The 17870-nt window shown below is 71.3% G+C and carries 16 protein-coding genes and 2 tRNA genes; 14 read left to right on the top strand and 4 right to left on the bottom strand.

Annotated features, from left to right (window positions below; all coding sequences use genetic code 11):
- Positions 1-36 precede the first annotated feature (36 nt).
- From ACIP79_RS07990 to ACIP79_RS07980, 3 genes are read left to right on the top strand one after another with little or no spacing between them, the layout of a single operon-like run.
- On the top strand, positions 37-1083 hold the full coding sequence (locus ACIP79_RS07990) for an NlpC/P60 family protein (protein ID WP_383680093.1): 1047 nt from the start codon (positions 37-39) through the stop codon (positions 1081-1083).
- Complete coding sequence (locus ACIP79_RS07985; protein WP_401220694.1) at positions 1080-1778, top strand: hypothetical protein; 699 nt, start codon at positions 1080-1082, stop codon at positions 1776-1778. Before ACIP79_RS07990 ends, ACIP79_RS07985 begins: the two co-directional genes overlap by 4 nt.
- A gap of 14 nt (positions 1779-1792) precedes the next feature.
- Positions 1793-2974: a hypothetical protein gene (locus ACIP79_RS07980; RefSeq protein ID WP_401220691.1), complete on the top strand. Its 1182-nt coding sequence runs from the start codon at positions 1793-1795 to the stop codon at positions 2972-2974.
- A gap of 19 nt (positions 2975-2993) precedes the next feature.
- Here ACIP79_RS07980 and ACIP79_RS07975 read toward each other — a convergent pair whose 3' ends face one another.
- The 3 genes from ACIP79_RS07975 to ACIP79_RS07965 all read right to left on the bottom strand — a co-directional run bounded on the left by ACIP79_RS07975 (position 2994) and on the right by ACIP79_RS07965 (position 6433).
- The gene (locus tag ACIP79_RS07975) at positions 2994-3584 is read right to left on the bottom strand and encodes a sigma-70 family RNA polymerase sigma factor (RefSeq protein ID WP_401220688.1); all 591 of its coding nucleotides are present in this window, start codon (positions 3582-3584) and stop codon (positions 2994-2996) included.
- A 230-nt stretch (positions 3585-3814) separates the two neighbouring features.
- Positions 3815-4342: a hypothetical protein gene (locus ACIP79_RS07970; RefSeq protein ID WP_401220685.1), complete on the bottom strand. Its 528-nt coding sequence runs from the start codon at positions 4340-4342 to the stop codon at positions 3815-3817.
- Between the two features lie 1272 nt (positions 4343-5614).
- Positions 5615-6433 carry a transglycosylase SLT domain-containing protein gene (locus ACIP79_RS07965; protein WP_401220682.1) on the bottom strand — a complete coding sequence of 273 codons (819 nt, stop codon included), beginning with the start codon at positions 6431-6433 and terminating at the stop codon, positions 5615-5617.
- A 365-nt stretch (positions 6434-6798) separates the two neighbouring features.
- On the opposite strand from ACIP79_RS07965, the gene ACIP79_RS07960 reads away from it, so the two are divergent.
- The 11 genes from ACIP79_RS07960 (at position 6799) to ACIP79_RS07910 (ending at position 16666) form a co-directional block, all read left to right on the top strand.
- Positions 6799-7281 (top strand): DUF6668 family protein, encoded by a 483-nt coding sequence (locus ACIP79_RS07960; RefSeq protein WP_401220679.1) that lies wholly within the window; start codon positions 6799-6801, stop codon positions 7279-7281.
- Complete coding sequence (locus ACIP79_RS07955; RefSeq protein WP_401220677.1) at positions 7278-7580, top strand: hypothetical protein; 303 nt, start codon at positions 7278-7280, stop codon at positions 7578-7580. Before ACIP79_RS07960 ends, ACIP79_RS07955 begins: the two co-directional genes overlap by 4 nt.
- A gap of 54 nt (positions 7581-7634) precedes the next feature.
- Positions 7635-7934 (top strand): hypothetical protein, encoded by a 300-nt coding sequence (locus ACIP79_RS07950; RefSeq protein WP_401220972.1) that lies wholly within the window; start codon positions 7635-7637, stop codon positions 7932-7934.
- 129 nt (positions 7935-8063) lie between these two features.
- Positions 8064-8732 (top strand): hypothetical protein, encoded by a 669-nt coding sequence (locus tag ACIP79_RS07945; protein ID WP_401220674.1) that lies wholly within the window; start codon positions 8064-8066, stop codon positions 8730-8732.
- A gap of 1 nt (position 8733) precedes the next feature.
- Complete coding sequence (locus ACIP79_RS07940; RefSeq protein WP_401220671.1) at positions 8734-9888, top strand: hypothetical protein; 1155 nt, start codon at positions 8734-8736, stop codon at positions 9886-9888.
- A gap of 158 nt (positions 9889-10046) precedes the next feature.
- Positions 10047-11543, top strand: coding sequence for an SCO6880 family protein (locus ACIP79_RS07935; RefSeq protein WP_401220668.1), 1497 nt, complete (start codon positions 10047-10049; stop codon positions 11541-11543).
- Positions 11544-11716: 173 nt separating this feature from the next.
- Entirely contained in the window at positions 11717-13234 is a 1518-nt protein-coding gene (locus ACIP79_RS07930) for an ATP/GTP-binding protein (RefSeq protein ID WP_401220969.1), read from the top strand.
- 43 nt (positions 13235-13277) lie between these two features.
- The gene (locus ACIP79_RS07925; protein ID WP_401220665.1) at positions 13278-15113 is read left to right on the top strand and encodes a type IV secretory system conjugative DNA transfer family protein; all 1836 of its coding nucleotides are present in this window, start codon (positions 13278-13280) and stop codon (positions 15111-15113) included.
- Positions 15114-15369: 256 nt separating this feature from the next.
- Complete coding sequence (locus tag ACIP79_RS07920; RefSeq protein WP_401220662.1) at positions 15370-16335, top strand: hypothetical protein; 966 nt, start codon at positions 15370-15372, stop codon at positions 16333-16335.
- A 155-nt stretch (positions 16336-16490) separates the two neighbouring features.
- Positions 16491-16565: transfer RNA gene (locus ACIP79_RS07915), tRNA-Asp, on the top strand.
- A gap of 24 nt (positions 16566-16589) precedes the next feature.
- Positions 16590-16666, top strand: a tRNA-Phe gene (locus ACIP79_RS07910).
- A 71-nt stretch (positions 16667-16737) separates the two neighbouring features.
- Here the strand turns inward: ACIP79_RS07910 and ACIP79_RS07905 are convergent.
- Positions 16738-17790, bottom strand: a complete 1053-nt coding sequence (locus tag ACIP79_RS07905) for an ABC transporter permease (RefSeq protein ID WP_401220966.1) — start codon at positions 17788-17790, stop codon at positions 16738-16740.
- Between the last annotated feature and the right edge of the window lie 80 nt (positions 17791-17870).

Here is a 17870-nt window from a genome sequence, read left to right as displayed (position 1 = left end):
GGTTCCTGGATCGCAGGTTTCCTTGGGGGGTTGCAGATGACCGGCCATACGCAGGCACGATCGACGATGCTGGTGGGTACCGGCGTCCTGGTGTTGATCGGTTCCCTGGTCGGCCTGTCGGTGGTGGGCGGCGTGGACCAGAAGAAGGAGGCCGCGCCCGTCGGGTTCGCCACCACGCTGGACGCCAAGGGCGTGCCGACGGAGTACGTGGAGTGGATAGAGCGCGCGGGCCAGGTGTGCGACGAGGTCAGCTCGCCCCTGGTGGCCGCGCAGATCAAGGCGGAGTCCAACTGGGACCCGACCGCCGTGAGCCCCGCCGACGCCCAGGGGCTCAGCCAGTTCATCCCCGGCACCTGGGCGACCTGGGGTGTGGACGCGGCGAGCCGGGACGGCAGCCCCGAACCGGACGGCGTGGCCGACCCGTTCACGCCGGGCGACGCCATCATGACCCAGGCGCGCTACGACTGCTGGCTGGCAGGCAAGGTCAAGAAGCACGGCGCGGGCGGCGGCGACACCACCCGGCTGATGCTCGCCGCCTACAACGCGGGCCCCGGCGCGGTCCAGGACTACGACGGCGTGCCCCCGTACCCTGAGACGCAGGCCTACGTCACCAAGATCATCGAGTCGATGACCGACTTCACCGGGGCTCAACCGACCGAGCAGGCGAGCGAGTTCGGGGACCGGGTGGTGGCCGCCGCCAAGAAGTGGCTCGGCACCCCGTACTCGTGGGGCGGCGGCGGACCCGAGGGGCCCGGACGCGGATTCGCCCAGGGCGCCAACACGATCGGGTTCGACTGCTCGTCCCTCGTCCAGTACTCGGTCTACCAGGCCAGCGGCGGTGAGTCCCTCCTCCCGCGCGTCTCCCAACTCCAGGTCCTGGCGGGCGAGTCGGTGGAGCGCGACGACATGCGGCCCGGTGACGTGATCGGTTTCAACCTGAACGGCAGTTTCGACCACATCGGCATCTACATCGGGCACGGGCAGTTCATCCACGCGCCGAAGACCGGCGACGTGGTCAGGATCAACAGCCTCGACGAGCCCTACTACGCGCAGAAGTCCCAGAAGGTAAGGCGGTTCGGATGACACTCCCCGGCAAGCGGGACACCACGGCCGTGGCCGCGACGGTGCTCGCGCTCGCCCTCGCCCTGGGCGGGTGCGGCTCGGGCACCGGCTCGTCCAAGGGCTCGGGCTCGGGCTCGGCCAAGGGCTCCGGCTCCGGACAGGACGTCGCCGACCGGGCGTCGGCTCCCGCCGCGACCGACACCGGCCGTTATCCGACCCCGTCCGCTCCCCGAGAGGCCGAGCCGCTGCCGACGGGGGCCAAGGGCACCCCCAAGGGAGGCGTGGCCCGTCCCCGCGACGTCGACCAGCGGGACGCCGACGCGGTCGGCTGGTCGGCGCTCAAGGTGATGTGGACGTCCGACACGGTCGTCGACAGCGGCCCGCAGGACGCCGGTTTGCGAGCCGCGGACGCGGGGTGGCTGACCAAGGCGTACGCGGCACGGCTGCGCGAGCACCAGCCGCGCTCGGTGCCCGGCGCCCAGTGGCGGGAGTGGGCCGGCCACCGCGCCTACACCGTCGTCACGCTGAGCAAGGCCGAGGACGCCGCCATGCCCGGCGAGACCGACACCGAGGCGTGGGGGCAGTGGACCGTCACCGCCACGCCGTTCGGCCGCGACGACTGGGCGGGCGAGCCCACCGTCGTCGTGGCGTATCTGCACCTCACCCGCACGGCGGCCGACGGGACGTGGCGGGTAGCCGACGTCACCGTCCAATAGCCCGGAGGGATTTCATGCATACGACGTACGAGCACGCGGAGGTGCCGGCCTGGCCGGTGTACGCCCTCGCCGTGCACGACGACGGCCGGGTCGACGTCTCCGGCCCGCTGGTGCCCGCCGCCGGGCACCCCAACCGCGCCTCGGCCGTCGCCACGGTGGCGGAGGCGGCCGCTCGCCTGCGCCGTCCGGTGCGCGCGGAGGCCACCGAGCCGGACGGCACCGTGTGGCTTCTGGTCATCTCCCCCGACGGAGCGGTGGCGGAGCTCCCGGGCGGCGGACAGCGCGCCAAGGCGACGAGGAAACGCCAGGAGAAGGCCGCCGCGCGCGCCGCGGACACGGCCCCCGAGCCCGTCGGTTCGCCGTTCCCGGCGGCCGACGAGGACGAAGCCGACGCCGACGCCGATGAGATGGACGTGGACGTGATCGTGGGGACCGCGTCGGAGGCCGGGTCCGCCGGGCGTCCCCGGACGGCTGTCCTGGGCCGGACGGGGCCGGGTACGAGGGTGGTCGCGGCGCGTCACCTCGGCCCCGCTGCCGCGTCGAACCGGTCCGTGCCCGAGGCGGCCGCCGCCGGCCGCGGGACCGAGGCCGACCCGGAGCCCGGCGGCGTGACGGATGCCGCCACGGATCTCGCCACGGCGCTCGGGACGGACTCCGGTTCGGATCCCGCGGAGTACGCCGGGGCGCTGGCCCTGGTCACGAAGCTTCTTCAGACGGGCCGAGTGGCCAAGGCCGCGGGACTCGCCGCGCGGCTCGACGAACAGGCCGCGGGCACCCTCGGGGTCTCCCACCCCGACGCCCTGCGCATCCGCGAGATCCGGGCCCGCGTCACCGCCCTGTCGGGCGACGCGCTGGCCGGCGTACACCTGTTCCGTGACGTCGCCGAGCGCTGGCACTACCAGGGGAACGGCGAGCGGGCCGAAGCGGCGGCGGTCCGTGCCCAGGCGCTCTGGATGGAGATCACCGAGCTGGATCCCGCGCTGTCCGCCGGCATCGCCGTGGTCAGGCTGCGCAACCAGATCCCGGGCGAGGACGGTTCGGCGCTCACCGCCGCCCTGAAGCACCGGGCGTGGCTGGAGTCGTCGCACGCCGCGGGCGGACAGCAGCCGCCGGCGGCCTCGCCGGGCGCCGCGCGCAAGCGGCGCCCGATGCCGTCCTGGGATCGCCCCGCACAGGAGAGCCGGACGGCCACGTGAGGCCGGTGCCGGGCGGGTCTCAGGCGGCGGGGGTGTGCCACTGGGGCTGGTGCTTGCCGCTGACGACTTCGTCGGGGGTCTCGACGATGCCGAGGGCCATCCGCAGCGCCCGCACCGCGTGGTAGAGGCGCGACTTGACGGTGCCCGGCGGTATGCCGAGCACGAGGGCGACCTCGCGCGTCGATCTGCCGGTGTAGTAGGTCTCGTACAGCACCTGCCGGTGCTTGGACGAGAGCGACTTGAACGCCTGCTGGAGGATCATCGAGGAGAGCAGGCGGTCCACGTCGTCGGACTTGGCGAGCAGTTCGTCGAGCCACGCGGTGCCGTCGACCTCCTGGGGACGGGCCATGCGCAGCCGGTACTCGTCGATGACGAGGTTGCGGGCCACCCGGAACAGCCACGGCCGCAGCGGCTGGTTGTCCTCCATGCTCTGGGTGCGCCAGCAGCGCAGCAGCGTCTCCTGCACCACGTCCTCGGCCCGGTGCCGATCGCCTCCCAGCAGGCGCAGGACATAGTGGTACAGGTCTCTGGCGTGGTCGTCGTACAGCGTGCGCATCGCTCGTTCCCGGGCGGCGACCGCTCCAGTTGATCCCATCACGGTCCAGCTCAAGGTCGTACTCCCTCGTTCTGTGACCTCGTGGCGAAGGTCGGGCGTCGAGGCCGGTCCAACAGCCCCGATCGCTGGGAGTCTCGCGAGCCGGGTTCCACGTCGTATTGACGAGTGATTGACATGCCCCGGGCGGTTCAAGCCGCAACCGGAGCCCAAACATCCATGGCGGTGGGGCCGTCCGCACCGGGACGTCCCCACCGCTGTCGCTGGTCTGAGCTGGGCTTTCCGGGTCAGGCCGCTCCGGTTATCCGGGTGTCCGACCCCGAAGTCAGGTCGTGCATACGCCGATTGACGAGCCGCGGCAACGCGGCGTCCACGACCGTCCGGCCGCCGTGCTCCGCGTCGTCCGCCGACATGGCCAGCAGTACGGCGAGCAGGGCGCGGCCGAGGTCAACGGCGGTCGGCACGTCGTCGACCAACAGCCAGGCGGCGGCCGCCCGCGTCAACTCCTCGTGCACACGGGGGTCGCCCTGGCGGTGGCGGATCCGGGCGAGTTCGACACAAGTGGCCGTCGCGAGACGGTGGTTCTCGCTCCGGTGGGCGACGAACGCCTCCAGCGCGTGGGCCTCAAGGGTGTACGGGTGCTCCGGGCCGAAGGCGCGTGCGGTGTGCTCGCGCAGCCGGAAGGCGAGTGCCGCCGCCTGTTCCAGCGCGCCGGCGTCCACCGAGCGGCGCACCAGCGCAACGAGTTCGGCCAGTTCGTCCGGAACGGCCTCCGGCCGGGGTTCGGGAACCGGGTAGGCAACCGCCTCTGCCACCGTCTCCGGAACCCGTCCACCCACAGCGGCCGGGTGTGTTCCGTCCGGGCGGGCGTTCTCGGGGGCCGACGGGTGCGTCACGCCGACGGGCGGCGGGGCGTCGGGGTGGCCGGGAGCCGGCGGTGTGGCTGCGGTGGGGGGTGGGGTCGGTTGCGGTGTCGGTTGCGGTGTCGGTTGCGGGGCAACGACCGTAGGCGGCGCGGCCGTTACCGGCTGCGGGGCAACAGCGGCCGGGGGCGCGGCGGTTACCTGCTGCGGCGCAACAGGGTGGGGGTGCGCGGCTGTTGTCGACTGCGGGGCAACAGGCGCCGGGGGCCGGGTCGTCGCCTGCTGCGGAGCGATCCCCGGCGCCGCTGCCGACACGGGCTCCGAGGCGAAGGCGGGGGAGGGCGCGGCCACGGCGGGCTGCGAGGCAACGACCGTCGGCGGCGCGGTGGTTACCGGCTGCGGGGCAACAGGGTCCGGGTCCGCAGCCGTTGTCGGCTGCGAGGCAACCACGGCCGACGGCGCGGCGGTTACCGGCTGCGGGGCAACAGCAGCCGGGGGCGTGGCCGTTACCTGCTGCGCGGCGACGGGCTGCGGAGCAACAGGCCCCGGCGCCGGTGGCTGAGCGCCGACCGGAGGCGATGACCTCACCGGTGGTGGAGCGGCGACCTCGGGAGGCGATGACCTCACCGGCACTGGGGCGGCAGCCTCGGGAGGAGGCGATGACCTCACCGGCACTGGGGCGGCAACCTCGGGAGGAGGCGAAGACCTCACCGGCACTGGAGCGGCAGCCTCGGGAGGCGAAGAGCTCGCCGGTGGTGGGGCGGGGGCCGTGGGTGGGGCCTCGGTCGGCGGTGGGGCGGACGGGTACGGTTCCGCCTCCCCCGAGGCCGCCTCGTCGTGTTTCTCGTGCAGCAGGACCTGGCTCGAACCGTCGGGCGCGACCTCGACCAGGGTGACCTCGCCCCCCTGTCTGTCGAAGATCACCCCTTGGACGGGACCGCCGCCGGCCTGGGCGTGGCGGTGCAGCATGTCGAGCACGGCGACGTGCACCGGTTCACCCGCCGGCACCTGGAGGGGTTCACCGTCCACCGTCGCTCTGCCGTCGTGGCCGATGAGCACGTCGAAGGGGGACGCCGTCCGCGCGGAGTCGTCCGGTGTGCTGTCGTCCTGTGCGATGTCGTCCCATGCGTTGTGGTCCTGTGCGATGTCGCCCTGTCGGTCCGGACGGATGCGCCTGCTGAACACGTCGTGCCTCCTTGCTGTGCTGGTCTGCCGGTCTGTCGGTCAGGTGGTGCTGGGCGTGGGCCGCGGGCTGAGGCTGGGGTACTCCTCTTCGTCCTCCCCCAGGTCGACGGAATCGGTGTACAGGGCGAACGACGACCTGACACTGACGACGTAGCTCTGCGCCTTGTCGGTATCGGGTACGCCCTTCGCCGCCTTGACGGCGTCCAGACCGGACGTGTACGCCGCCAGGGTCATGTCCAGGACGTTGCCCTTGACCTCGTTGTTGGCGACAAGGGTGTCGATCTCCTTGGCCAGCGAGCACATGTACCGGCCCTGCGCCATGATCGAGTCGGAGGCGTCCAGGGCCGAGGTCTTGTCGTTGTCGTCGTCGTCCTCGCCGAACTCCTTGAACTTGTCCGGCGGCAGCTGGGAGATGCCCTCTTTGCCGTCGAGTCCGACCAGCTTCGGGTTGAACTGCGACTCGGCCTGGATCTGCGAAACGATCACGATGGCGCCGATCTGACTGCATTCGGCCCCGGCGTCCTTGATGTCCGACAGGTACTCGTCGGGCACGGCCCCCTCCTTCAGCGCGGCCTTCCCGTCGCTGTTGAACGCCGACACGATCTGGTCGGTGTCCACTCCCCCGCCGCCGCTGTTGTCGGCGTCGCAGGGCAGGATGCCGATCTCGCAGAGGAGCACGATCGGCCAGAAGATCCATCCGAGGGCGCACATCACGATCGTCCCGGCGAGGAGAAGCAGGAAGAGCAGCGGCCCGATGATGCAGCCGAAGGCCCCGGCGCCGAGACCGGCGGCTATGTAGACGGTGTTTTTCCCGGCGTCGGAGGAACTCTCCTCTTCCCCGCCACCACTTGCGCCCACGGCCCGTCACACCCCTTGCTTTCGCCTGCCGAACATGCGTCCCCGGGCTCCCTTGAACCAGGTCGCCCGATTTCCCGTAGTCGCTGCCCGACGGATCACCGCGGACACGCACGCCGCAACGGACACGACGGCCCATCAGTTCAATCCGGGATCCGTCGCAGTACGCGACACGAGGGAAGGGGGGGATGCACATGGGCGTCCCTTCGGCACCATCCGCCGGCTCGCAGATGTGGGTCCGCGGGCCGACAGCACAACCGGCCGCACCGGCGCAGGACGCGCCGGCACCTACGGCCACGACGACACCGACCGCAACGACGGCACCGACCGCACCGGCCAGGCAGGCGCGGCCCTCGGTGCGGACGGCATTGCCCAAACCACCCGTACCGGAGAGCAGTTCGCCGTTGCGGCACCACGGTGAGCAGGTCGCCTGGATCACCACGCACGGCGGGGCCGGGGCGAGTACGCTCGCGCGGGTCCTGGGGGGCGCGGACCTCGGCCGCAGGTGGCCCGACCCGGCCAAGGGCGAACCCCGCCAGGTGCTGCTGGTGGCCCGCACGCACAACGCGGGCATGCGGGCGGCGTCCCACGCCCTGAACGCGCTCCGCAAGGGGGACCACCCCGCGGGACTGGAGCTCGTCGCCATCGTGCTGGTCGCCGACGCGCCGGGATCGCTGCCGCGCGCACTCGGCCGGCGCGTGCGCGTGCTGCGTTCGGCGGCCGAGGTGCACCGCGTTCCGTGGGTGCCTGCCTGGCGCCTCGGCGACGAGATCGACCAACTGCCCAGGGCGGTGCGGGCGCTGGCACGGCGTGTCGCGGCCCCGGCGGGCAAGGCGAGGAGGTCGCGATGATCCTCTCGGTCGCCGAGATCTTCAGGGCGGACATCAACCCCAACGAGTTCGCCCCCGACACCCCCTTCGTCCCGGGAAACCAAGCCGCCGAACTGCTCGGCATCCTCACCTGGGTCGTGTCGGCCGCCTCTGTGGCGGGCCTGATGATCGTGGGCATCCAGATGGCCATGCAGCTGCGACGCGGCGAAATGGGCGAGGGGGCGACCTATTTCCGAGGGGCGTTCTTCGTCGTTGGCGCCTGCGTCCTCGGCACCGCCGCAGGACCGCTCGTCAATTTCGTACTCGTGCCAATTCTCTGACCGTCAAACATCCACCGCTGACCGCAACACCTGGAGAATCCCGTGAAGGACACCCTGCTTTCTCTCTCCGCCGCCGGGCACAATCTCGTGGCCGACGGCGAGACCGCCTCCACAGTTCCCAAGCCCGTGTCGGGCGCGCCGGACGACCTCGCCAAGGCGGTGGACACCGTCCTGGGCATAGCCGCCTGGGCGGGCACCGCCGCCGGTGTGGCCGGCGTCCTCATCACCGGAATCATGATGGCCGTGTCCATGAAGCGCGGCGAGAGCTCCGAGCACTTCAGCCGACTCGGCATGGTGCTGGGCGGCTGCGTACTCGTGTCCACCGCGGGACCCATCGTCGAATTCCTCTTCTAGTAGCGCCCGATCACAGGAGAGGCCATCGACATGTTCGGCGCACAACGAAAAAGAGACCCGGTTGTCGGGCCTTTCTACAAACAGCGAGGCTGGATCAACTCGGCCATATTCCTGGGCTTTTTCGTGGTCATGTCCCTGGTGGCCCTCGTGGTCAACCCGCCGAGCGGCGAAGTCGCCGCGAGCCAGCGGGAGACGCTCGCCGGGCTTGGCGGCCCGCTGTCTCCCGGCGATCCGCAGCAGGTGCGGACGGGGCCGGGCGGCCGGCCGGAGAACTGTCGTACCGACGACGGGGACACGGCCCGGCCGACCGCGGCGCCGACGGACGTGAAGTGGCGGCAGCTCGTCACCATGATGACGCCCGTCTCGCCGTCGGCAGGCCCGCTGCACACCGACGCCACCATGTGGTGGTGCTTCGCCCACACACCCACCGGGGCAGTGCTGGCGGCGCACGTCATTCCCGTCCAGTTGAGCGGCGCCTCCTGGCGCATCGTCGCGGAGCAGCAGGTCGTGCCCGGGAAGTCGCGCGACAGTTTCGTCGTCAGCAAGGCCGAGGCCGAGGAGGCCAACTCGGGGGAGAACGCCGTCGGACGCTTCGCCGGCTTCGCCGTGGAGTCGTACGCGGACGACGCCGCGACGGTACGGCTGCTCGTCACCAATCCGATGGGCGGCTACCTGTCGACGTCGGTATCGGTGCGCTGGCGGGACGGCGACTGGAAGGTGGTGCTCCTGGACGACGGGTCTCTCTTCCCGTCCGTGAAACAGGCGACACCCAATGGCTTCATCATGTGGGAGGCGTGAGATGTTCCTGGCCGCAGCAGGCGATGGGTGCGACGGAGGTCTCGACTTCCTCGGGATGTTCGGCGACCCCATCGGCACCATGATCAACATGGTGGCCCAGATCATCATCCAGGGCGCCATCGGGATCTTCCTGGCCGTGGGAGGCATCTCCTCGACCAACGCGGCCGCGTCGGACAAGATCAGTGTCCAGACTCAATGGATCACCGTCTACCTCGCGTGCGGCTCGATCCTCTTCGCCGCCGCCAAGATGGCCCTGGACCGGAAGGGCGACACGGGCGCGACCGCCCTCAGGGGCATTCTGCGCGTCATCCTGGTCAGTACGGCCGCGACCAGCGTCATCGGCCTGTTCGTCAAACTCATGGACGACTTCTCCGACCACCTCCTCAAGGGCGCCCTCCTCAACCTGCTGGAGGGCATCAACTGCAACGGCAACGTTCCGGACATGCTGCTGCTGGTCGTCGGGTGCCTGCTCATCATCTCCGGCATCATCCACTCGCTCCTGATGTGGATCCGGCTCGGCGTGATGATCGTCCTGGTGGGCACGCTCCCGATGGCCGCCGCCGCGTCCATGACGGACTGGGGCGGCACCTGGTGGCGCAAGCACATCGGCTGGCTGGTCGCCTGGCTGCTGTACAAGCCGACGGTCGCCCTCGTGCTGTACTCCGGCGCCATCATGGTCGACTCGTCGGAGACCCACAGCGACGTCGACACCCAGATCGCCGGAATGGGCCTGCTGCTGCTGTCGGCCGTCGCCCTGCCGGCACTGCTGAGACTGATCGTCCCGGCGACCGCGGCCCTCGGCGGCGACTCGGTCGGGAGCGCCACCATGGGCGTCGCCGGGGGCCTGGCCTCCGGAGCGAAGTCCCTGGCCGACTCGGCCGGCAGAAGCGGAGGCGGCGGTTCCTCCGGACCCTCGGGCGCTAACGGAAGCAGCCCTTCCGGTTCGAGCAGGGACGAAGGCGGCAGCAGCAGCCATACGAAGAGCAGCGGGTCCTCGACAGGAGGAGGCGGCGGAGGCGCGAGCAAGGCCGCCGCGGGAGGCCCCGCCCTCGCCGCGATGGTCATGGCCGCGGAAGTGGCCGGGAAGATCGGCAAGGGAGTCACGGACGTCGCCAAGAGCGGGGTCGAGGGCTCCAACGACCGAGACGGCAACTGACCGCCACCAGGCCGGGTACGGCGTGGACCTCCCCCTGGGTGCCCCGGTCGCACGGCATGTGCGGCCGGGGCCGCGCCCCCGGACACAGCACGGGGGCGCGGCCCAACTCCGCCGCGCCGTACCCCAGTTCCACCCACCGGAAGGGAAGCAGGTAACCCATGTCCACCCAAGCCGCTGCCGTCGACCCCACATACGGGAACTGGCGCAGGCCCAGGCGAGCCGGCTTCGGGCCACTCGGTCTCATCGGCACCGTCGCGGTGTTCGGCGGGCTCGTCGTCGACCTGATGATGTCGCTGGTCTCACTCCAGCTCACCGTGATCGTGCTCGTCATCCAGACCTTCTTCCTGCTGCCGCTCGCTGTGCGCACGCAGGACGGGCGCAACGTCTACCAGCTCTTCGCCGTGCGCATCAGCTGGTTCCGGCGCAAGGCCAAGGGATCGACCTCCTACATCTCCGGTCCGCTGTCCCCGCGTCCTGGCGGCAAGTTCCGCCCGCCGGGACTGCTCAGCCGGGTCACGGTCATCGAGGGCAGGGACGCCTACGACCAGCCGTTCGGCGTGCTGCACCACCGCAGCCGCAACCTCTACACCATCGTGCTCGGCTGCGAGCCCGACGGCGGATCGCTCGTCGACCCCGACCAGGTCGACAACTGGGTGGCGTCCTGGGGCCAGTGGCTGGCCCGGCTGTCCAGCGAGCCGGGTCTGCGCGGAGCCTCCGTGGTGGTGGAGACCGCCCCGGACACCGGCACCCGGCTGGCCAACGAGGTGCTGCCGCGCATCACCGCCGACGCCCCGCCGGCCGCCCGCGCCGTGATGGAGGAGGTCGTGCAGCGGTATCCGAGCGCGTCCTCCGAGATGCACACCTACCTCGCCCTGACCTACGGCGTCACCCCCGGCCAGAAGCGCAAGACCGAGGACATCCTCACCGACCTCGCCATCCGCATCCCCGGCCTGCTCCAGGGAATCGTGGGCGCCGGCGGCGGTCCCGCCGCCCCGCTGTCCGCCGAGCGCATCGCCGAGGTCGTCCGCGTGGCCTACGACCCGGCGGTGGCCGCCGACGTCCTGGAGGCCCGCGCCCTGCACGGCGGCACCGGCCTGGAATGGGAGGACGCCGGTCCCGCCGCGGCCGTGGAGAAGGTCAACGCCTACCAGCACGACTCCGGGGTCTCCCGGACCTGGATGCTCACCCTCGCGCCGCGCGGCACGGTACGCGCCCAGGTGCTGCGCGGTCTGCTGGAGGACGCGCCCGGTACCCGCCGCAAGCGGGTGGCGCTGCTGTACCGGCCCATCGACCCGGCGACCTCGGCACGCATTGTGGAGGCCGACCGACGGGCCGCGCAGTTCATGGCCACCTCCAAGCGCGGCATGGTGCAGGCGCGTGCCGCCAACGAGGTGCGCGCCGCCGAGCAGACGGCCGTCGAGGAGGCCACCGGCGCCGGCCTGGTCGAGTTCTCGCTCATGGTCACGGTCACGGTCGACTCCGACGCCGACCTGGAGGACGCGAACGTGACGGTCCGCAACCTGCTCGCCGGAGCACGGCTGTTGATGCGACCGGCCGACCGGATGCAGGCGGCGGCGTTCAGCTGCACGCTGCCCGCCGGAATCCTCCCCTGGGAACACACCCTGGTGCCGCGCGAACTGAAGGAAGCACTGTGAGGACCAAGAACCCGCGCGGCAGGGACCAGGCCGCCTTCGAGGACGACGACGCCCCGATCACGTACAAGGACGAGGGCCCCGACCTCAACCCCAAGAAGGACGGCAAGAACAACAAGAAGAAGGCGGAGGCCAGGAAGAAGCCCGGCGCCGCGCCCAGGGAGCCGAGGGAGAAGCTGGCTCCCCCGCGCGGCTGGTACGGCCCCGGCGGCGGCCAGGTCGCCAACGTGGACCCGCCGACGATGTGGCGTGCCACCACCGTGCAGGCGTGCGGACTGTGGCCGTTCGCGGCCGGCTCGGGCGCGCCCATGACCGGCGTCCCACTGGGCCAGCACCTCTACACCGGGGCCACCGTCTGCGGCGACCCGCTGTCGTGGTTCACCCGCGCCCACTACATCTCCAACCCCTCGCTGTTCATGCTCGGCATGCCGGGCCTGGGCAAGTCCACCCTGATCAACCGGATGCTGATCGGCCTCGCCGCCACCGGTGTGGTGCCGCTGGTCCTCGGCGACCTCAAGCCCGACTACGCCGACACCGTGCGCGCCCTGGGCGGCCAGGTCATCTCCATCGGCCGCGGCATGGGCGGCATCAACGTCCTGGACCCCGGTGCCATGGGCGCCGCGGCCCGGCGCATCGGCGGCGAGGCGGGGCGCGTACTGCACGCCGAGACCCACGGCCGCGTCCTCAACATGGTCGCCGCGCTCATCACCATCGTGCGCGACCGCCCCATGGACGACCACGAGCAGTCCGTACTGTCCGCGGCCCTGCACCATCTGCGCGAGCGCACCCCGCCGAACCGCGCGCCGCTGCTGGGCGATCTGGTGAAGGTCCTCGTCGAAGGTCCTGACCGGGTGCGGGCCGTGACCCTGGACCGCGGGGACGAGAGCCGCTACCGCGACGCCGTCGACCCGCTGCACCGCTCGCTCCTGGGCATCCTCGACGGACCGCTCGGCGACACCTTCGCCTCCGAGACCTCCACCCGCATCAACCTCAACTCGACCGCGGTGTGCATGGACATCTCCCGGATCGGCGAGGCCGACACCCAGCTCACCGCGGCGGCGATGCTGGCCTCGTGGTCCGACGGCCTTGGCACGGTGGCCGCCTCGCACGCCCTCGCGGACGCCGGACTCGCGCCCCGGCGCTGGTTCTTCACGGTGCTCGACGAGCTGTGGCGGCCGCTGCGCGCCGCCTCCGGCATCGTCGACCGCATCGACGCCCTGACCCGCCTCAACCGCAGCCTCGGCCTGGGCGACGCCAAGATCACCCACACCCTGAAGGACGCCGAGTCGCTGGGCAGCGACACCGACCGCGTCAAGGCGCGCGGCTTCGTCGAACGCGCCGGCATGGTGGTGGTCGCCGGACTGCCGCGCCAGGAGATGGAGGAGCTGGGCCAGATCGTGGGCCTGTCCCGCCGCGAGATCACCCTGGTCTCCTCCTGGTCCTCGCCGCCGGGCTGGGCCGCGCACGGAGACCGCGAGGAGCCGCCGGGCCGCGGCCGTTTCCTGATCAAGGTCGGTGGCCGCCCAGGCATCCCGATCAAGGTCGCCATCACCGACACCGAGCGGCACCTGCACGACACGAACAAGCGCTGGGTGGCGAACAAGCCGGCCAACGAGGGCGGCTTCGAGCACATCCCCGACGACCCGTACGGGCATCTTCCCGACCTCTCCAAGACACCGATGGACAGGAGGTGAGCCGCGTGATCACGAACGCGGTCCAGGCCAGAAGGTTCACCCCATGACAGGCGGCGGCGCGCCCAAGGGCCGGACGTACGGCAGCGAACTGATGCCGTGGGCGATCGTGATGGTGGCCGGCGGGTTCATGCTGATGTTCGGGGGCGTCTGGTTCGGCGGAACCGTGGGCGCCGCCGTGACCGGCTCGGGCTGGAACCCCCCGCCGTTCGCCCTGGCGACCTTCGGCACCCTGCTCTCCGACGGCCCGAAAACTCTCTGGCCGGACGCCTCGACGACCGGCGTGATCGCCGGGATCGTGGTGTTCTTCGGCGTCCTCGTCGCGGTCGTCCTCGTGGTCGCGCGCCTGGTGATGCGCTGGGTGTCACGGCCCAAGGGCCTCGCCGGACGGCGGGAGTTGGCCGGCATGGGTCCGGCCGGCATCGCGGCCCGCGCCCGCGAGCTGCGCCCCTCCCTCAAGGGCCGGGAGCACCTGCACCCCGACGAGACCGGCAACCTCCTCGGCGACCTCGAACCGAGCGGCCCCGAACTGCGCTCCTCCTACGAGGACGTGGAGCTCGACCTGATGGCCCCGCGCGCCGGTAAGTCCACGGGCATCGCCGTCCCGCGCGTGCTGCGGGCGCAGGGCGCGGTGCTGCTGACCTCCAACAAGTCCGACGTGTACTCCGTCACGCGCGCCGAACGCGAGAAGGCCGGCACGGTGTGGACCTTCGACCCGCAGGGCATCGCGCACGCCCCGCGCGAGATGTGGTGGGACATCCTGTCCGACTGCCACACCATCGAGGGCGCCCGCCGGCTGGCCGGGCACTTCGTGGCCTCGGTCAACGACGACCAGTCGAAGAAGGACTTCTGGATCTCCGCGGCCCAGAACACCCTGACCGCGCTGTTCCTCGCCGCGGCCCGCGGCAAGGGCTCCGTGCTCGACCTGCTGGCCTGGCTCGCCGACCCCGCCGACCGCACGCCGGTGGACCTGCTGCGGGACGTCAACATGGTCGCCATGGCGGAGCAGTTGCAGGGCACGGTCCGCGGCGCTGTCGAGACCCGTGACGGCATCTACGAGACCGCCCGGCAGTGCGTGGCCTGCCTGCTCGACCCGGAGATCGTCAAGTGGGTGACGCCCGACCCGAGCCTTCCGCAGTTCAGGCCGGACGTGCACGTGCTCGGCAAGGACACCCTCTACCTGCTGTCCAAGGACGGCGGCGGCTCGGCCGCGGGCGTGATCGCCGGTCTCGCCGACGCGACGCTGCGGGCCGGAGTGGTCGCCGCCGAGCGCACCGGCGGCCGGCTCGACCCGCCCATGACGGCGGTCCTCGACGAGGCGGCCAACGTCTGCCGCATCTCCGACCTGCCCGACCTCTACAGCCACCTCGGCTCCCGCGGGATCAACGTCGTCACCCTCCTCCAGAGCTACCGCCAGGGCAGCCGGGTGTGGGGGGACGCGGGCATGGACGCCCTGTGGAGCGCGGCCACCGTCAAACTCCTCGGCGCGGGTCTGGACGACGCCGACTTCGTGGAGAAGATCTCCAAGCTCGTCGGCAACCAGGACATCCGCACCCCCTCCATCTCCAGGAGCAAGGAGGGCACCTCCCGCTCGTACTCCTACCGGCTGGACCCGGTGCTGCCCCCGGACAAGATCCGCGCCCTGCCCAAGGGCACCGCCCTGCTCCTGGCGACCGGTGTGCGCCCCGCGCTGATCCGGCTGCGCCCCTGGTACAAGGAGCCGAACGCGGCCGTCATCTCGGCGGCGGCCAAGGCGGAGGTGGCGGCCATCACCGAGCGGGCGGCACGGGCGTGGTCGGGAACGGCCGGGGCCCAGATCGCCGACGGCGTCTCCCGGTGGCAGCGGTCGGCGGTGACCCTGCGCAAGGGCACCGACGGGTAGCGCGCGCCCGAGCATCACCACAGGCGGACCGGACGGGCCCGCGGAGCCGAGGCAACTGCCGGGCACCGCGGGCCCCGCGCATCCCGTACCTCTCCTGCATCCCGTGCAACCCGCACGTCCCCTGCATCCCGTACAGGACAAGGCATCCGGGCGATTCACGGCGGTGCCGATTTGAACCCTTACGCGGCGGCCGACGTTGTGGCCTGACAGCAGGGGACTCGATCGACACCATCGACCCGACCCGGAAGGCCGCCTCATGTGGAACTTTCGCCGATCGCCGGAGCGTGACCGGCGGGCCGCCTCCCGTGCCGCCCCCCGTGACGCCGAGTACGGCTTCTTCTCCGTCGACGAGGCCGCCCACTTCCGGGCGCAGGTCCGTGAGGCCTTCGCCGAGCAGGGCCTGGAGGTCACCCTGCTGGCGGGGGCGGTGATCGACAGCGCGGGCCGCCGGTTCGGCCTGGGCAACATCGCGGCGATCTGCCACAACGACCCCCGCGGCCCGAGATGGTGGCCCCAGCTGATCCGCGGACACATCGGCCGCCTGGTGCGGGTGCTGGACGGGCCCTCCCCGCTCGACCTCATGACGGCGGACGAACTCCTGGCCCGGCTGCGCCCCTGGGTGGTCGCGCGGGACTTCATCGAGCCGAACGCGGGCGCGTACCTGCACGCCCGCGTCGTCGCACCCGGCCTGTGCGAGGTCCTCGCCCTGGACCTCCAGGAGAGCGTGATGACACTCCCCGACGACCTGCTGGAACCGCTGGGCGGCATCGTCGGCCTGCGGATCCGCGCGCTGGAGAACCTCCGCGAGCTCCCGGTGGAGAGCCACACGGTCCTGCACGGCCCCGACGACATGCGCTTCGACGTGGTGACGGGCGACTCCTTCTTCACCTCCAGCCGGGTCCTGGCCGCCGACCAGCTCGCCCATGACCTCGGCGGCCGCGACCTCGGCCCCGACGGAGCCTTGGTCGCCATGCCCAACCGCCACCAACTGGTCCTCCGCCCCATCGCCGCCGACCGGGACACCACCCTGCTCCCGACGCTGTACGGCATGACGGTCTTCGCCGCCGCCAACTTCAGGGACGCCGTGGGCCCGGTCAGCCCGGACGTCTACTGGTGGCACGCGGGGACGCTCACCAGGCTCGTCCGGCACGACGGCGGAGAGCCCGAGTTCACGCCCGACGTCGAGTTCGAGATGGTCCGCAGACGGCTCGCGGGCGAGTGAACCGGCGCCTTTGTGAGCTAGCTCTCTCTCCATGACGAGCAGGCCGATACCGATTGGACACCGCTGGTCAGAACTGCAACCATCTGCATGTGCACCCGTTGGGGGCACGGAAAACCGTGTGCGACACTTTCTTACGCAGCCGCACACAACAGCTTGGTCCTGTGGAGCAGTTTGGAGTGCTCGCCACCCTGTCAAGGTGGAGGCCGCGGGTTCAAATCCCGTCAGGACCGCTGAAGTTCCGCGAGGAACTTCGTGGCTGGGTAGCTCAGTTGGTACGAGCGATCGCCTGAAAAGCGATAGGTCGCCGGTTCGATCCCGGCCCCAGCCACCACCCCGAAGACCCCGTCCGGCGGACGGGGTCTTCGCCGTTTCGCAGGGTCGTTTCCCAGGGCACTCGCCGAGTCAGTCCGCCGCGTGCGCCGGTTCGGCCGTCCGGCCCCCGGGGTGCCGGTGCCGCCACGTCCAGAAGACCGCGCAGGAGACCAGGGCCCACCCGGCGAGGACCAGGAACGGGAACGCGTGCTGGTAGCCGGCGAAGTACACCGCCGTGTGCTGGGCGTTGACGGAGGCGCCCGGCGGCAGCCAGCGGCCGATGAAGCCGAGCACGGACGGCAGCAGGGGCCAGGAGACGGCGCCGCCCGAGGACGGGTTGCCGAGGAGGACCATCAGGCCCCAGGTGGGGATCATCGCCCAGCGCCCGAAGAGGGTGTTGAACATCGTGAAGACCATGCCCGACGTGAACATGGTGAACGCGAGGATCAGCCAGGACTCGACGAACGGCAGATCGAGCGCGCCCAGCAGCCAGTCCACCACCGCCGCGATCGTGAAGCCGCCCAGCAGGGCGTAGCAGGCGGTGAAGGCGATCCGCTCCCACGGGTTCAGCCCTCGCGCGTGCACGCTGAGCTGGATCGCGCCGACGAAGCCGATGATCACGGCGGCGAGCGAGATGTAGAAGATGGCCAGACCGCGCGGGTCGCCCTTCTGGAGCGGCTTGATGTCCGCGACGGTGACGGCGACCCCCGTCTCCTTGCCGACGGCCAGGCCCGCCTCGGCCAGCAGCGTCGCGACCGAGGCCCCGGACGCCCCGGACACGTCGAGCGTGACCTGCCGGCCCGACTCCCGTACGTCGAGGATCGCGAAGACCTTCTGCTCGTCGACCGCCCGGACGGCCGCCGCCCGGCTCTCGTACGACCGGATCTTCAGCGAGGCGTCGAGCGCCTTCTCCATCCCGTCCACGAAGGCCCTGCCGCGCTCCTCGTCGTACTCCCCCACCGTCGCCGTCGGCACATGGCGCGGCGTCGGATTCGCCATGGTGTAGGTGTACGAGCCCGCGAAGAGGCCCGCCGCCGCGGTGATGATCAGGACGAGCACGGTCGCGGGCAGGAACGGTGACTCCTTGAAGGACGTCCACCGTTCCCCGCGGGTGGGCGGCTTGCCATGGGCACCGTGCGACATCTCGGACATAACGCACAACCTAAAGCCGCTCAAGGGATATTTCTCCGCACCGCCGGCCGTGTCCGTCCCCCGCGCCAGGC

The sequence above is a fragment of the Streptomyces sp. NPDC088747 genome (genome assembly GCF_044751025.1).
Lineage (GTDB): Bacteria > Actinomycetota > Actinomycetes > Streptomycetales > Streptomycetaceae > Streptomyces.
Note: the sequence above shows the minus strand (reverse complement) of the source record. Positions and strands in the feature narration are given on the sequence as shown.

Bases quoted from the DNA above. Each gene is read 5' to 3' on its own strand.
- ACIP79_RS07905 (WP_401220966.1), bottom strand. From the start codon at position 17,790: ATGTCGCACGGTGCCCATGGCAAGCCGCCCACCCGCGGGGAACGGTGG.
- ACIP79_RS07935 (WP_401220668.1), top strand. From the start codon at position 10,047: ATGTCCACCCAAGCCGCTGCCGTCGACCCCACATACGGGAACTGGCGC.
- ACIP79_RS07955 (WP_401220677.1), top strand. From the start codon at position 7,278: ATGATCCTCTCGGTCGCCGAGATCTTCAGGGCGGACATCAACCCCAAC.
- ACIP79_RS07925 (WP_401220665.1), top strand. From the start codon at position 13,278: ATGACAGGCGGCGGCGCGCCCAAGGGCCGGACGTACGGCAGCGAACTG.
- ACIP79_RS07980 (WP_401220691.1), top strand. From the start codon at position 1,793: ATGCATACGACGTACGAGCACGCGGAGGTGCCGGCCTGGCCGGTGTAC.
- ACIP79_RS07920 (WP_401220662.1), top strand. From the start codon at position 15,370: ATGTGGAACTTTCGCCGATCGCCGGAGCGTGACCGGCGGGCCGCCTCC.
- ACIP79_RS07990 (WP_383680093.1), top strand. From the start codon at position 37: ATGACCGGCCATACGCAGGCACGATCGACGATGCTGGTGGGTACCGGC.
- ACIP79_RS07985 (WP_401220694.1), top strand. From the start codon at position 1,080: ATGACACTCCCCGGCAAGCGGGACACCACGGCCGTGGCCGCGACGGTG.
- ACIP79_RS07945 (WP_401220674.1), top strand. From the start codon at position 8,064: ATGTCCCTGGTGGCCCTCGTGGTCAACCCGCCGAGCGGCGAAGTCGCC.
- ACIP79_RS07940 (WP_401220671.1), top strand. From the start codon at position 8,734: ATGTTCCTGGCCGCAGCAGGCGATGGGTGCGACGGAGGTCTCGACTTC.